Origin of the sequence: uncultured Oscillibacter sp. (genome assembly GCF_950073225.1) — a bacterium.
Lineage (GTDB): Bacteria > Bacillota > Clostridia > Oscillospirales > Oscillospiraceae > Oscillibacter.
The window spans coordinates 27540-42852 of the sequence record NZ_CATMPS010000007.1 but is presented as its reverse complement, the minus strand read 5'-3'; the positions used below and the strand labels follow the sequence as shown (position 1 = coordinate 42852).

General features: G+C 62.8%; 13 protein-coding genes. 8 read left to right on the top strand and 5 right to left on the bottom strand.

Annotated features, from left to right (window positions below; genetic code table 11):
• Positions 1–16 precede the first annotated feature (16 nt).
• Entirely contained in the window at positions 17–733 is a 717-nt protein-coding gene (gene pyrH / locus Q1M04_RS05725; protein ID WP_293279953.1) for a UMP kinase, read from the bottom strand.
• A gap of 322 nt (positions 734–1055) precedes the next feature.
• On the opposite strand from pyrH, the gene Q1M04_RS05720 reads away from it, so the two are divergent.
• The 5 genes from Q1M04_RS05720 to Q1M04_RS05700 all read left to right on the top strand — a co-directional run bounded on the left by Q1M04_RS05720 (position 1056) and on the right by Q1M04_RS05700 (position 7350).
• Positions 1056–2030, top strand: coding sequence for a dipeptidase (locus tag Q1M04_RS05720; protein ID WP_297997609.1), 975 nt, complete (start codon positions 1056–1058; stop codon positions 2028–2030).
• A 63-nt stretch (positions 2031–2093) separates the two neighbouring features.
• Positions 2094–3383 carry a galactokinase family protein gene (locus tag Q1M04_RS05715; protein ID WP_293279955.1) on the top strand — a complete coding sequence of 430 codons (1290 nt, stop codon included), beginning with the start codon at positions 2094–2096 and terminating at the stop codon, positions 3381–3383.
• Positions 3384–3427: 44 nt separating this feature from the next.
• Positions 3428–4924 (top strand): UDP-glucose--hexose-1-phosphate uridylyltransferase, encoded by a 1497-nt coding sequence (galT, locus tag Q1M04_RS05710; protein WP_297997612.1) that lies wholly within the window; start codon positions 3428–3430, stop codon positions 4922–4924.
• 151 nt (positions 4925–5075) lie between these two features.
• A complete protein-coding gene (ilvD, locus tag Q1M04_RS05705; RefSeq protein ID WP_297997614.1) occupies positions 5076–6743 on the top strand; it encodes a dihydroxy-acid dehydratase in 1668 nt (555 codons plus the stop codon).
• A 76-nt stretch (positions 6744–6819) separates the two neighbouring features.
• Positions 6820–7350: a phosphatase PAP2 family protein gene (locus tag Q1M04_RS05700; protein WP_297997617.1), complete on the top strand. Its 531-nt coding sequence runs from the start codon at positions 6820–6822 to the stop codon at positions 7348–7350.
• Positions 7351–7513: 163 nt separating this feature from the next.
• Here the strand turns inward: Q1M04_RS05700 and Q1M04_RS05695 are convergent, their stop codons facing one another.
• From Q1M04_RS05695 to Q1M04_RS05685, 3 genes are all read right to left on the bottom strand, one after another.
• Complete coding sequence (locus Q1M04_RS05695; protein WP_293279470.1) at positions 7514–7732, bottom strand: hypothetical protein; 219 nt, start codon at positions 7730–7732, stop codon at positions 7514–7516.
• 133 nt (positions 7733–7865) lie between these two features.
• The gene (locus Q1M04_RS05690) at positions 7866–8948 is read right to left on the bottom strand and encodes an S-layer homology domain-containing protein (protein ID WP_297997621.1); all 1083 of its coding nucleotides are present in this window, start codon (positions 8946–8948) and stop codon (positions 7866–7868) included.
• Positions 8949–8968: 20 nt separating this feature from the next.
• The gene (locus Q1M04_RS05685; protein ID WP_363323652.1) at positions 8969–9607 is read right to left on the bottom strand and encodes a redox-sensing transcriptional repressor Rex; all 639 of its coding nucleotides are present in this window, start codon (positions 9605–9607) and stop codon (positions 8969–8971) included.
• Positions 9608–9837: 230 nt separating this feature from the next.
• Here Q1M04_RS05685 and Q1M04_RS05680 point away from each other — a divergent pair, with 230 nt between their 5' ends.
• From Q1M04_RS05680 to Q1M04_RS05670, 3 genes are read left to right on the top strand one after another with little or no spacing between them, the layout of a single operon-like run.
• Complete coding sequence (locus Q1M04_RS05680) at positions 9838–11460, top strand: response regulator (protein ID WP_293279475.1); 1623 nt, start codon at positions 9838–9840, stop codon at positions 11458–11460.
• A complete protein-coding gene (locus tag Q1M04_RS05675) occupies positions 11457–12869 on the top strand; it encodes a sensor histidine kinase (RefSeq protein WP_297997624.1) in 1413 nt (470 codons plus the stop codon). The genes Q1M04_RS05680 and Q1M04_RS05675 overlap by 4 nt, the downstream gene beginning before the upstream one ends.
• Positions 12866–13861: an ABC transporter substrate-binding protein gene (locus Q1M04_RS05670; protein ID WP_295756324.1), complete on the top strand. Its 996-nt coding sequence runs from the start codon at positions 12866–12868 to the stop codon at positions 13859–13861. Before Q1M04_RS05675 ends, Q1M04_RS05670 begins: the two co-directional genes overlap by 4 nt.
• Before the next feature lie 50 nt (positions 13862–13911).
• On the opposite strand, the gene Q1M04_RS05665 is transcribed toward Q1M04_RS05670, so the two are convergent.
• The gene (locus tag Q1M04_RS05665; RefSeq protein WP_297997627.1) at positions 13912–14979 is read right to left on the bottom strand and encodes a GntR family transcriptional regulator; all 1068 of its coding nucleotides are present in this window, start codon (positions 14977–14979) and stop codon (positions 13912–13914) included.
• Positions 14980–15313 lie beyond the last annotated feature (334 nt).

The window sequence follows — 15313 nt, the reverse complement described above, 5'->3', positions numbered from 1 at the left end:
CGGCGTATGCTTCCGGTCATTCTTTTACAATCGTGCCCACCTTCTCGCCGCAGACGGCCCGGAGGATGTTCTCCGGGTCTTTCAAGGCGAAGAGCAGCACGGGAATGTGGTTGTCCATGGAGAGGGACGTGGCCGTGGTGTCCATCACCATCAGGTGCTGGGCCAGCACGTCGTCGTAGCTGATGGTGTCGTATTTCACCGCGCCGGGGTCCTTCACCGGGTCGGCGGAGTACACGCCGTCCACGTTTTTCGCCAGCAGGATGACCTCCGCGCCGATTTCGGCGGCCCGGAGGACGGCGGCGGTGTCCGTGGAAAAGAAGGGGTTGCCGGTGCCGCAGCCGAAGATCACCACCCTCCCCTTTTCCAAATGCCGGATGGCCCGGGAGCGGATGTAGGGCTCGGCGATGGGCCGCATCTCGATGGCCGTCTGCACCCGGACGGGAATGCCCTTTTGCTCGCAGACGTCGGCCACGGCCAGGCAGTTCATCACAGTGGCCAGCATGCCCATGTGATCCGCCCGGGTCCGCTCCATGCGGCCTCCGCCGTCCTTGGCGCCCCGCCAGAAGTTGCCGCCGCCCACCACCAGGCCCACCTGAACGCCCAGGTTCAGGCATTCCTTCACCACGTCGCAGACCCGGCCAATCATCTGGAAGTCCAATCCGGCGTGCTTGTCTCCGGCCAGGGCCTCGCCGCTGATTTTCAGCAGCACCCGCCGGTATACAGGTTTTGTCATCGTGTGACCTCCCTTTTCCGAATATGCCGTTCTTCTGGGTTTTACAGCGGTTACTATTTTAACGTATTTTTCCGGTTTTGCATAGGGGGTAGACGAGATTTTTCGAAAAAAAGCCGAAAAGCCCCTTGCACCTCCGCCCTCGTTTGGAATACAATATTACTTCCGAACGGAAAGGCCGGAAGTAATATGTGCCATGTTTTGCGGTTGCCGCTGTTTACAGTGGCGAGCAAAACGGCTTGAATCAAATTTATTATTTCCGAGCTTTAAGCTCGGAAATAATAAAGCGCCCCGGCCCTTTTGCCGGGGCGAAAGGAGCGTTGCTATGATTTTTGACGGACATTCCGATCTTCTCTACGACGTGACCCGCCGCCGCCTGGCGGGGGAATCCCGTGTATTGGAACGGCGCCACCTGGACCGCCTCTGCCGGGGCGGCATCGAGGGCCTGGTCCTGGCCCTCTGGTACGGCCGGGGGCAGGGCCAAACCTTCTGGGAGGGTGTCCCCGGGGCGGAGCGCGCCGCCCACCGGCTGGAGGTGATGCTCTCCTGCGCCCAGGCGGAATTCGCCGAGTGCCCCTGGCTGGCGGTGGTCCGCACCGCGGCGGAGGCGGAGGCCGCCCGGGCGGAGGGAAAGCTGTACGCCTTCCTGGCCATTGAGGGCATGGAGGGCCTGGAGGGCCCGGAGGAGCTGGACCGGCTGGCCTCCCTGGGCCTCCGGCTGGGGATGCTCACCTGGAACGAGGAAAACCGCTTCGCCGCCGGGGCCGCCCAGGACCCCGCCAAGGGGCTGACGGACCTGGGCCGCCGGGCCCTCCGGCGGATGGAGGACCTGGGGATTCTTATAGACGTCTCCCATCTGAACGAGGGCGGATTCCGGGAGGTCCTGCGGCTGGCCCGCGGCCCGGTCATCGCCTCCCACTCCAACTGCCGCGCGCTTTGCGACGTGCCCCGGAACCTTACCGACGAACAGCTCCGGGCCATCCGGGACAGCGGCGGCGTGGTGGGCGTGAACGCCTATAACAACTTCGTTCACCAGGACCCGGAACGGCAAACGGCGGAAACGCTGGCCCTCCACGCCGCCCGCATGGCGGAGGTCATGGGCGTGGAGCATGTGGCCTGCGGCTTCGATTTCTGCGAGTTCATGGGCTCCCCCGGCAACGAGGCGGCCCGGGGACTGGAGGACTGCGGGCACGCCGGGGCCTTCCTGGACTGCCTGGAGCGCCTGGGCATGTCCCCGAAGGAGCGGGAGCTGGTAGCCCGGGGAAATTTTCTGCGGATTTTGGGCAAAGCGGGAAAGTAGGCATTGAATTTCTCCGCCGGATTTACTATACTGGACACTGAAAAAGAAAGGAGGCCGATCCTGATGTATTCCTGCAATCAACTGCTTCAAGCCCTGGAAGCGGGCCAGTGCGACGCCCCCCTCGCCGCCGTCTACACCGCCGGGGGGCTGACCCAGGCCCGGGCCCGGGCCCTGCACGTCACCCAGGCCCTGGCGGACGCCTTCGCCCCCAAGGGCGCCGCCGCCCTCTTCAGCGGCCCCGGCCGCACGGAGCTGGGGGGCAACCACACGGACCACCAGCGGGGCCACGTCCTCTGCGCCAGCGTGGACATGGACATGATGGCCTGCGCCGCCCCCAACGGGCAAAACGTCATCCGGGTCCAGTCCGAGGGCTACCCCACCCTGGAGGTGGACCTCAGCGACCTCAGCCCCCGGCCCGAGGAGGCCAACTCCTCCGCCGCCCTGGTCCGGGGCGTGGCGGCGGGCATCGCCCAGCGGGGCTATGCGGTGGGCGGCTTTGACGCCTGCGCCGTGTCCAACGTCCTCTCCGGCTCCGGCCTCTCCTCCTCCGCCGCCTATGAAATCCTCATCGGCAACATCATCAACCACTTTTTCTGCGAAGGGAAGCTGGACGCCATCGAGCTGGCGAAAATCGGCCAGTACGCCGAAAACGTCCACTTCGGCAAGCTCAGCGGCTTGATGGACCAAATGGGCTCCTCCGTGGGCGGCGCGGTGGCCATCGACTTCGGCGATCCCGCCGACCCGGTGGTCCGGCCCATCTCCTACGACTTCGCCGCCTCCGGCCACGCTCTTTGCATCGTGGACACCGGCTCCGACCACAGCGCCAAGCACCTGACGGAGGACTATTCCAACATTACCCGGGAAATGCGCTCCGTGGCGGTCCATTTCAGCAAGCAGCTCCTCCGGGAGGTTCCAGAGGCGGACTTCCGGGCGGCCATCCCCGCCCTGCGGCGGGAGTGCGGCGACCGGGCCGTCCTCCGGGCCCTTCACTTCTACGATGACGACCGCCGGGCCGTCCAGGAGGCGGACGCCCTGGAGCAGGGGAATTTCGCGGCCTTTCTGGCCCTGGTAAACGCCTCCGGCGTGTCCTCCTCCCTGCACCTTCAAAACACCTGGTCCACGGCGGACCCCCGGCAGCAGGCCATCCCCCTGGCCCTGGCCTTCGGCCGGGAGCTGCTGGAGGGAACCGGGTCCATCCGGGTCCACGGCGGCGGCTTCGCCGGGACGATTCAGGCCTTTGTCCCCCTGGAAAAGCTGGACGCCTTCCGTTCCGGCATGGAGGCCCTGCTGGGCCCCGGCATGTGCCATGTGCTCCGGGTCCGGCCCCAGGGCGGCTGCGTGGTGGTGGCCTGACGGTTTACAAAAGGCTTTTGTAAAGGCAGAAAGGAAGCAAAATCATGGTAAACGAAGCGATTGCCAAGCTGGCGGACTACGCGGAACACGCCGGCCTTATCGCCGCATATGAGCGCACCTGGGCCATCAACACCATCCTGGATGTGTTAAAGCTGGACAGCTATACGGAACCGGAGCATACCTGGGACCCAGCCGGCATAGAACTGGCCCCCGTGCTGGAGGAGCTGCTGGACGACGCCCACGCGCGGGGCGTGCTGGCGGAAAACTCCGTGGTCTACCGGGATCTCTTCGACACGGAAATCATGGGACGCCTCACCCCCCGCCCCGCCCAGGTGATCGAGATGTTCCAGACCCTGTGCGCCCGGGACCCCAAGGCCGCCACGGACTGGTATTACACATTCAGCCAGGACACCAACTACATCCGCCGGGACCGCATCGCCAGGGACATGCAGTGGAAGGCCCCCACGGAGTACGGGGACCTGGACATCACCATCAACCTCTCCAAGCCGGAGAAGGACCCCAAGGCCATCGCCGCCGCCCGGGACCTCCCCGCCTCCAACTACCCCCGCTGCCAGCTCTGCGCGGAAAACGAGGGCTACGCGGGCCGGGTGAACCACCCCGCAAGGCAGAACCACCGGGTGGTCCCCATCACCATCAACGGCTCTCCCTGGTTTTTGCAGTACTCCCCTTATGTCTATTACAACGAGCACTGCATCTGCTTCAATCAGATTCATACCCCCATGAAGATCGACCGGGCCTGTTTCGGCAAGCTCCTGGATTTCGTCCGCCAGTTCCCCCACTACTTTGTGGGCTCCAACGCGGATCTTCCCATCGTGGGCGGCTCCATTCTGGCCCACGACCACTTCCAGGGCGGACGGTACACCTTCGCCATGGAGACGGCCCCTGTGGAGACTTCCTTTACCTTCCCCGGCTTTGAGGACGTGGAGGCGGGCATCGTAAAGTGGCCCATGTCCGTCATTCGAATTTCCTCCGAAGACCCGGACAGGCTTATCGCCCTGGCGGACAAGATCCTGGGCAAGTGGCGGGCCTACACCGACGAGGCGGCGGTCATCCTCGCCGAGACGGACGGCGTGCCCCACAACACCATCACGCCCATCGCCCGGCGGCGGGGAGAAAAGTTCGAGCTGGACCTGGTGCTGCGGAACAACCTGACCACCGAGCAGTACCCCCTGGGCCTCTATCACCCCCACGACGAGCTTCACCACATCAAAAAAGAGAACATCGGCCTCATTGAGGTCATGGGCCTGGCGGTGCTCCCCGCCCGGCTGAAGGAGGAGCTGGCGGCGGTGGCAGACGGCCTCGTCCATGGCCGGGACCTCCGTGCGGATGAGAGAACCGCCAAACACGCCGGCTGGGCGGAGGCCTTCGCTCCCAACTATACGATTACGGCGGAGAACGCCCCGGAAATCGTCCAGAAGGAAACCGGCCTGGTTTTCGCCCAGGTGCTGGAGCACGCCGGGGTCTACAAGCGGACAGCGGAGGGCAAAGAGGCCTTCCTCCGCTTCCTAAACACGATTTAACGATCCGCGCCTTCTTTTTAAACGCTCCACCGGCTTTGCCGGTGGAGCGTTCTCCCGTCTTGACAGGGGCGGGATTCTATATTATGATAAAAATCCGGTACTGAAACCGATTTTCCCGGGCCCTGCCCGGACACATAGGAGGCAAATTCATATGAAAGAACGCAGCCGCAACGTCACCCAGGGCATCGAACGGGCCCCCAACCGCTCACTGTTCTACGCCCTGGGTTACACCAAGGAGGAGCTGGAGCGCCCGCTCATCGGCGTGGTCTGCTCCTATAACGAGATTGTTCCCGGCCACATGAACCTGGACAAAATCGCCGAGGCCGTGAAGGCCGGCGTCCGGGCCGCCGGGGGCACCCCCGTGGAGTTTCCCGCCATCGCCGTGTGCGACGGCATCGCCATGGGCCATGTGGGCATGAAGTATTCCCTCATCACCCGGGATCTCATCGCCGACTCCACCGAGGCCATGGCCATCGCCCACCAGTTTGACGGGCTGGTCATGATCCCCAACTGCGACAAGAATGTCCCCGGCCTTCTCATGGCCGCCGCCCGGCTGAACATTCCCGCCGTTTTTGTCTCCGGCGGCCCCATGCTGGCGGGACGGCTGAACGACGGGCGGCGCACCTGCCTGAGCCACATGTTTGAGGCTGTGGGCAGCTACTACGCCGGGAAGCTGGACCAGGAGGGCGTGGAGGACTATGAGAACAACGCCTGCCCCACCTGCGGCTCCTGCTCCGGCATGTACACCGCCAACTCCATGAACTGCCTGACGGAGGCCATCGGCATGGCCCTCCGGGGCAACGGCACCATCCCCGCCGTCTGGTCCGCCCGGCTGCGGCTGGCCAAGCACACGGGCATGAAGATCATGGAGCTGGTGGAAAAGAACATCCTCCCCCGGGATATCATGACCGAAGCGGCCTTCCACAACGCCGAAACCGTGGACATGGCCCTGGGCTGCTCCACCAACACCATGCTCCACCTCCCCGCCATTGCCCATGAGTGCGGCATTGCGCTGGACCTGGACATGTCCAATGAGATTTCCAGCCGGACCCCCAACCTCTGCCACCTGGCCCCCGCCGGGGATACCTACATGGAGGACCTGGAGGGCGCGGGCGGCGTCTACGCCGTCATGAAGGAGCTGACGAAAAAGAACCTTCTGGATACCTCTTTGATCACCTGCACCGGAAAGACCATCGCCGAGAACCTGGAGGGGGTGGAAAACCGGAACCCGGAGCTCATCCGCCCCATTGAAAGCCCCTACTCCCAGGACGGCGGCATCGCCGTGCTGAAGGGCAACCTGGCCCCGGAGGGCTGCGTGGTGAAGCGCTCCGCCGTGGCCTCCGAAATGATGATCCACAAGGGCCCCGCCCGGGTCTTTGACTGCGAGGAGGACGCCATCGCCGCCATCTACGCCGGGAAAATCGTAGCCGGGGACGTGGTGGTCATCCGCTACGAGGGCCCTAAGGGCGGTCCCGGCATGCGGGAGATGCTGAATCCCACCTCCGCCATCGCGGGCATGGGCCTGGACAAGGACGTGGCCCTCATCACCGACGGCCGCTTCTCCGGCGCGACCCGGGGGGCCTCCATCGGCCACGTCTGCCCCGAGGCGGCCCAGGGCGGCCCCATCGCCTTTGTGGAGGACGGGGACACCATCGCCATCGACATCACCAAATGCTCCATCTCCCTGGAGGTGGACGAGGCCGTTCTGGCGGCCCGGAAGGCCAAGTGGGTCTGCCCGGAGCCCAAAATCAAAACCGGCTACGCCGCCCGGTACGCCAAGCTGGTGACCAGCGCCGCCCGGGGCGCGGTCCTGGAATAATCATTCTTCTCAGCAAGCCAAACGGGGGCCGCGGCATGACGCCGCGGCCCCGCCCGCATTGCATAAGGAGGACTCTATGGAACTGGAATTGACAATCCTGGCCTGGATACAGCTTCATCTCCGCTGCGGCTTCCTGGATTGGCTGATGCCCTTTGTCAGCGGCCTGTCCAACCATGGGGAAATCTGGATTCTCCTCGCCGCCGTGCTGCTCCTCATGCGGCGGCAGCGGGCATACGGCCTCTCCGCCGCCTGTGCCCTGACCCTGGATCTGATTGCGTGCAACATCCTTTTAAAGCCCCTGATCGGCCGGGTCCGGCCCTTTGCCTTCCGCCCGGACTTCCCGTTGCTGGTCCCCCCGCCGGGGGACGCCTCCTTCCCCTCCGGCCACACGGCGGCGGCGTTCGCCGTGGTCTTTGCCTTGCGGTTTTCCGGCAGCCCGTTGTGGCGTCCGGCCCTGGCCCTGGCCGCCGTGACGGCCTTCTCCCGGCTGTATCTTTACGTCCACTGGCCCACCGACGTCCTGGGCGGCGTCCTGCTGGGCGCCGCCGTGGGCTGGGCCGGGGCTAAGCTGACGAAAGCGCTTCTCAAAAAGCCCAAGGAGCCCTGAAAAGAGCCCCGGACCCTGTTGGGCCCGGGGCTTTAGTTATGTCATTGGTAAAAAAGTACCGTCACGGCAGCCACCCGGTTGCCGTCGCTCCAGCCTAGTCTATCACCAGGCTATCAGAGCGCGCGAACGCTCTTTTGCCTACTTTTCTCTCGAGAAAAGCAGGTCAGCAGCAGGGAGCGGGGTTGCAGTTGTTGTTGCAGCCGCAGTTGCAGCCACCGCAGTTGCATCCGCCACAGTTGCATCCGCCGCAGCTGCACCCGCAGCCGCATCCACATCCGCCGGTGCTTCCGCCCCAGCTGTTGTTTCCGCAGCAGCACCAGACGATGATCAGCAGGATGATGATCCAGCAGCAGTTTCCGCCGCCAAAGCCGTTATTGCACATAATGAAACCTCCTGAGAGATGTAGACCGAATCGGAGCGGTCCCAGTTCATCATATGCCCCCCGCCCTTGGAGGTGACTAACGCCGCCCCCGGGAAGACCCTCCCGAGGGCGGCGCACACATATTACTACATTACTACAAGCGCCAGTTCAGCACCGGCGGCGCGGCGTCCCGCTCAAACTGAGTAAAGACCCCCTTGTCCATCAGCCGCTGGGCCAGCGTCAGGCCCGTACCGGCTATCGGAACCTCCAGCGCGTAATAGGAGACGTACACCAGCTCCGCCCGCAGGAAGGGGTCCCGCTGGAGCATGGCCGCCTCCCCCTCCGTCAGAAGGCCCGCGCTCTGAGCCCGGGCCAGCGCGTCGGAGAGATCCGTGTTGGCGGCGGAGCTGTAGCCCAGGGCCCGAAGGACGAACTCCGTATACTGCCGGGCGTTCACCGGGCCGGAGGGGCGGAACTCCGTAGCGCTGTAGCCGTTGGTATAGCCTTTTTCAAAGGCATAGCCCACGTATTTCGCCCCGTTGGTCCCGGGCTGCACATCGTTAAAGGGACAAGTCCCGTTCCAGGTCAGGGCCTCGCTCTCCTCCCCCAGCACCCGGATGAACATGATCAGCGCTTGAAGTCGGGTGGGGGCCGCTTCCAGGTCAAAGCCCTGACCGTAGCCGGTGTAGCTGCCCTGGAAGAGGTGCATGGCCTTCAGGGCGGCGGCCATGGCGTTGTAATCCGTAGAGGTGGAGTCGTAGAAGGTGCAAGACCCCTGCCAGTCCACCACGGCAGTCTTGCTGGTAATGGTAAAATCAGCGGCGGTGTCCTCCGCCACCAGGTAGCGGTGCCGGAGCACCAGGCTTCCCCCGCTGGGGATCACCGTCCCGTCCGTCACATCCACCACCGCTCCGGAAGAATAGCCGACCTTCCCGCTTCCCGCCAGAAGCAGCACGCCGTCGCCGGTAACAGCCTGTAAAACATCCTCCTGTTTCACGCGGCGCTCCGTCCAAGCGGCGGCCGCCCCAATGGGCGCGGAGGAAATCCCCCCGTCCCCCCCGGAAAGCGCCCCGCCGTTCTCCAGCCGGGCGTCCACGGCGGCGTCCACCTTATTGGTAAAAGCTCCATTCAGATACGACAAGGAGGCCAGCGGGTCCCCGGCGTCCCCGGCAGCGGCGGCCCAAACGGCGGCAGCCAGCAGGCACAGCGGGACCAGGACGAGCAGTTTTTTCCGCATGAGGGTTCCTTTCTCCTTTGTCAACGGTTGGCAATGCGGTAGCTCAGGGTCAGCAGGCTGTCGGCAAAGTGGATGTTCTCAATCTTCACGTCGGGCTGGCCGCAGATAATTTCCACGTTGGTAAAATTCCAGAAGCCCCGGACTCCCAGCGCAACAAGCCGGTCCGCCGTTTCCTGGGCGATGGACTGGGGAATCGTCAGCACCACCACGTCCACACTGTGGGAACGGATGAAATCGTCCACCTCGTCCATGGAATAGATCGGAACGCCGTTGACCCGGGTGCCGGTGACAGCGGGCGAAACGTCGAAAGCGGCGTCCACCGTAAAGCCGGTCTGGGCAAAGGGGAAATTCTGCAAAAGCGCGTGGCCCAGATTACCCACGCCGATCATCACCAGATGATGATTGTTGTCCACACCCAGAATCCGGCCGATTTCCGTGTGAAGCTCCTCCACATTGTAGCCGTAACCCTGCTGTCCGAACTCCCCGAAGCAGCTCAGGTCCTGGCGAATCTGGGAGGCGGTGATGTTCATCTCCTGCCCCAGAGAATGGGAGGAGATGCGCACCACGCCTTTGGCGCAGAGTTCGGTCAATTGCCGGTAGTAACGGGGCAGCCGCCGGATAACGGCGTCGGAGACATTTTCTTTCTTCAAAGCCCTCACTCCCAATCAGAATTTGTCATAACAGTTATAGTTTAGCTCATAATCGGTAACTTGTCAATTTTTTTAACAATCTTTTTCCTAAAAAATTTCCCCGGAGCAGAGAACCCACCGCGGCCTTTGCGGCGGCGCCAATTCCCCTTAAAAATCTTTTGTAGAATTCCACGGCAGAATATGGTATCCTAAATAAAACAGCCGGAGCGCACCGAGCGGCGATGCGGAGGGGGATCATCATGCTGCGCGTATTTTTAGCAGAGGACGAGAGCATCATCCGGGAGACTCTGCGGGACACCGTGCCCTGGGCCCAATATGGCTATACCTTCGCCGGGGAGGCCGGGGACGGGGAGATGGCCCTGCCCCTTATCCGCCAGCTGAAACCGGACGTGCTCATCACGGACATCCGCATGCCCTTTATGGATGGCCTGGCCCTCAGCGAGCTGGTCCGGCGAGAATTTCCGGAGATGAAAATCATCATCATCTCCGGTTACGACGACTTTGAGTATGCCCGGCAGGCCATCAGCATCGGTGTGGACCAGTACCTTTTAAAGCCCATCACGAAAAAAGCCCTGCTGGACGTGCTGGAGGAGCTTAAGAAGAAGATCGAGGGGGAACGGGCCAACCGGAGCTATCTGGCCCAGTTCCACCAGGAGGCGGAGGAGTACGAGCAGTACACCCGCCGGGTCTTCTTCGAGCGGGTGGTGGCCGGGCAGCTCTCCGTCCAGGAAATCTATGAGTCTGCGGCCAAGCTGGACATCGACCTCCGGGCCCAGTGCTATACCATCGCCTTTTTCTCCGTTCTGCCGGAGTCCTCCGGCTCGGCGGAAGTCTACTCCGAACCGGGAGCCCGCCTGCGGGACGCCCTGCTGGAGCATTTTCTGAAATACCCGGAATACATCCTCCTGCGCTGGAACCTGACCACCTATGCCGTGCTCCTTAAGGGCGAGACCGCCCGAATGGAGGAGCTGGCCCGGCGCTGCGTGGAGACGGTGCGGAGCCAATACGCCGCCTATGCGCCGGAGCAGAACTGGTATGTGGCCATCGGCCGCCCCACCCAGCGGCTCAGCACCCTGCCCGCCTGCTTTGAGGAGGTCTCCCGCCTCTGGGCCTACCGGCACATCCTGCCCCAGCAGCATGTGCTGACGGCGGACTCCGTCAGCTTTCTCACCGGCACTGGCGGCGGGAACAGCCAGCTGGACCGGCTGGACGCCGGCAAGGTGGACCCGGCCATTCTTTTGGGCGTGATGCAGAGCGCCAGCGCCCAGGAAATTCCCAGTTTCACGGACGAATACATCCACAGCGTGGAAGAGGCCCTGGGGTCCAAGCCGTTTTGCCAGTACCTTATGCTTTCCGTCCGTTTTACGGCGGACCGCTTCGCCGCCTCTTTGGGCGTGGGACGGCAGGAGGCTTTCGCGCCCCTGACCTGCCTGGACCTGGTGGGGAGGAACGTGACGGCGGCGGACTTGAAAAGCTATTTCTCCGCCATTTTGCTGCGGATGGTGGAGCTGCGGGACCAGGCGTCCAGCAGCCAGTGCCGCCAGCTTCTCAAGCAGGCGATGGCCTACATTGACAACCACTTTACCGAGGAATCCCTCTCCTTGAACCAGGTAGCCCGGGAGGTGAACATCTCCGCCAACTACCTCTCGGCGGTGTTCAGCCAGGAGATCGGGGCCACCTTCACCGAATATGTCACCGGGAAACGGATGGACCGGGCCAAGGAGCTGCTCCGCACCACGGACAAGCGCTCCGGCGAGGTGGCGGCGGCGGTGGGATATAAGGACCCCCATTATTTCAGCTTCCTGTTCAAAAAGACCCAGGGCTGCACGCCCCGGGATTACCGGGGAGGAAAGCGCTCATGAGCCGCCCGGATTCCATCCAGAGCCGGATGCGCCGCATGGCGGTGGTGTCCTGCAGCTTCATGGCGGCGGTCCTGGCGGTGACACTGGCGCTGGCGCTGGTTTACAACAGCCAGTACAAAAACCTCCTCTACAATGTGACCACCGCCTCGGAGTTCAACCAGGATTTCAAGGAAAACATCGATCTCAAGATGTATTATTACGTCATCGAAAGCCGGTATTCCGAGGGCCTGCCCATCCAGGAGGTCCAAGACGCCCAGGCCCTGGCGAAGGACCTGCTGGACAGCACCAGCCAGAAGGACAGCCTCCAGGCCGTCACCAGCGTGCTGGACCTGTGCGAAAATCTGGAGGAGAAGATCTACCAGATTGAGCAAACCCAAAGCTATGACAGCCGGCAGATGCAGCTGGAAAACAACGTCTACGTCCTCACCGCCCTGATTCAGGAATATATGTACAACTACCTCTACTATGAGTCGGTGCAGCTGAACCTGCTCCAGCAGCAGATTTCCCGGCAGATGGCGGCGGAAATTCTGCTGGTGCTGCTCCTGTCCGCCGTATTGATCGCGCTGCTGGTCCGCTACAGCGTCCACTTGAGCCGATCCGTGGCCCAGCCGGTGGTGGACCTGAGCCGCCGGGCGGAGGACGTTATCGGAGGCGACCTGACGGTCCGGGAGCCGGTTCGCTCGGAAACCTATGAGATTCGGACCCTCAGCGAGGGCATGGAGCAGATGATCGCCCGGCTCAACGCCCAAATCCAGGAGACTACTCAGAAACAAGCAAGCCTCCGCAAGGCGGAGCTGGCGCTGCTCCAGGCCCAAATCAATCCCCATTTTCTATACAACACCATGGATACCATCATCTGGCTCATTGAGGCGAACCGGCCCCAGGCGGCGGTGGAGATGGTTTCCGACCTCTCCAACTTCTTCCGCCACTCCCTCAGCCGGGGGGAGGATATCATCACCCTGGGGGAGGAGGAGGAGCATGTCCGCAGCTATCTTCAAATCCAGCAGGCCCGCTACAAGGACATCCTGGACTACACCATCCGGATGGACCCCGCCCTGCGGGAGACGCGCCTGCCCAAGCTGACCCTCCAGCCCCTGGTGGAAAACGCCCTGTACCATGGCATCAAGCGCAAGCGGGGCAGGGGCTGCATCCGCATTGCCAGCCAGGCGGAGGGAGCGGCCGTGCTCCTCCAGATTACGGACGACGGCGCTGGGATGACCGCGGCGCGGCTGGAGGAGCTGAACCGGGCGATTGAGAAGGGGGAACGGGTGGGCTTCGGCCTGGTGACCGTCCACGAGCGGCTGCGGCTGCTGTTCGGCCCGCCCTATGGGCTGACGCTTTCCAGCCGGGAGGGCGCGGGAACCACCGTGACGGTGCGGATTCCCCGCCGGGGAAAGGAGGAAGCATGAAACGCACGTTCCTGACGGCGCTGCTGGCTTTGAGCCTTTTATTCGGCTCCGCCTGCGGAGCCGGGATGAATCCCCAGGGCGATTCGTCCAATGAGGACCTGACGGTCATCGGCATGTGCCAGGTAGGGGCGGAGTCCGACTGGCGGGTGGCGAATTCCGAGTCGATGAAGGCGGTGTTCACCGAGGAGCGCGGCTACCGCCTCCTGTTCGAGGATGCCCGGCAGAAACAGGAAAACCAGATTACCGCCATCCGAAAATTTATTCAGCAGCAGGTGGACTATATCGTCCTGATGCCCATCAGCGAAAGCGGCTGGGACTCCGTGCTCCAAGAGGCGAAGGAGGCGGAGATCCCCGTCATTTTAGTGGACCGCATGGCGGACGTGGGAGACGAGAGCCTCTATGCCGCCCACATTGGCTCCGACTTTTTAAAGGAGGGGAGGCTGGCCGCCGCCTGGATGGAAGACGCCTTTCGGGAGGCGGAGGGCCCTGTCCGCATCATCCACATTCAAGGAACCTTGGGCTCTACCGCCCAGCTTGGCCGCACGGCGGCGCTGGAAGAGGCCGTGGAGGCTCACGAGAATTGGGAATTGCTGACCCAGCTGGACGGGGATTTCACCCAGGCCAAAACTTATGAGGTCATGACGGAATACCTCTCCTCCCTGCCGGGGAGCGGGGATATCGACGTGGTCTACTGCGAGAACGACAACATTGCCTTTGGAGCCCTTCAGGCCCTGGAGGAACGGGGATATGCCTGCGGCCGGGAGGGTGTGAGCGTCATCACCTTCGACGCCACCCGGGGGGCGCTGGCGGAGTGCCTGAACGGAAGGATCGCCCTGGCGGTGGAGTGCAATCCCCTCCTGGGGCCGCTGGTGGAGACGGTGATCCAGGACATGGAGGCGGGCCGGACGCCGGATAAGCATTCTTATGTGGAGGAACAAACCTTCACCGCGGAGAACCTGACCAAGGCGCTGATTGAAAGCCGGGAATACTGAGAAAGGGCCGGGAACGGATGCCAGCATCCGTTCCCGGCCCTTTTGTCCGATTATCCGCTGCTTCGCGCCACCAGCTCCCATTCCAGGGATTTCGACCGGGCCGCCTCGCCCAGCAGAAGGCCGATCATCTGCTCCGCCGCCACCCGGCCCATGCGGCTGCGGTGGCTGAGGGAGGTGATAGGCACGGGGCCCAGCTGGCTGAGGTAACTGTTGTCGAAGCTGACCACCGCCACATCCTCCGGCACCCGGCGGCCCGCCTCCAGCAGGGCTTGGATCAGGTGATAGGCGATTTCATCGTTGTAGCAGATTACCGCTGTGGCATCCTCCAGCCGCTTCTGGAGAAAATCGGTCAGTAAGCGTCCGTCCCGCTTCTCCAAAAGATGGCGGCGGTCTTCGGTATCGTACCAGGCGAAGCGCCCGTCCTGAATGGACAGCCCCGCGTCCCGGAGGGCGGAGACGACTCCATGGTAGCGCTGGGGGCCCTGTACGTCGTCGCTCTTGAAAATCCCGGCGATTTCCCGGTGGCCCCGTCCCGCCAGGTAGCGGGCCAGCTGATAGCCGCCGCCGTAATTGTCGTCCGACACACAGGGAACCCGTTCCAGTCCGGCGTAAGCGCCGTGGAGGAAGACGATGGGCGTGCCTGTCTGGAGAAGGCGCTGGTAGAGGTCGGCGTTCGGGGTGGGCAGGGCGGTTTTGGAGCCCTCCACCAGAAGGCCGCTCACCGGCTCTTCCAGCAGGCGGAGGAGGATTTCCCGCTCCGCGCTGACCCGGTTTTCCGTGGCGTAGACGGCGGTGGAGTAGCCCTGTCTGGAGAAGACGTCTGAGGCGTCGTGGAGAATGGCGGGGAATATGTAATCGTCCAGGAAGGAGGTCACCACGGCGATCTGCCGGGGCGCCGCCCCGGGAAGGAGGCCGGTGGCATAGGAGCCGCTGCCCTGCCGCCGTTGGATCAGCCCCTCCTCCTCCAGGAGGGACAGGGCGTGGCGGACGGTCTGGCGGCTTAGATGGTACTGGCGGCTCAGATCCTGCTCTGTGGGCAGCTTATATCCGGGCCGCCCGCTGTTCCGGGCCAACTCCTCCCGGAGCTTGTCTGCCAGAAGCTGGTATTTTGCCGCCATGCCTGCGCCTCCTCCCGTCATGGATCGCTTTCATTATACCAAGAGTCAATGGTAATCTGCCCAAAATAAAGGTTGATACTTTTTGGAACTTTGTCGCTTTGTTCAAAAGAAAACACAAATTTTTTTGCCGCGTCTGTCGGGCTCCGGTTTGGCGGGCAAAATTTTTTACCTTTTACCAAAAGAAAATCAACTGTTTTTTGAAAGTTGGGCAATCTGCCGGAGGGAAAAATTTGCCCTGCTCTTTTGAAAATCAGAAGAAAACAAACGAATCTATAAGACAAATCATAAAATTTTCAACTTAAAGAGAAATTGTTTCTCCGAAAAGATCAAAATT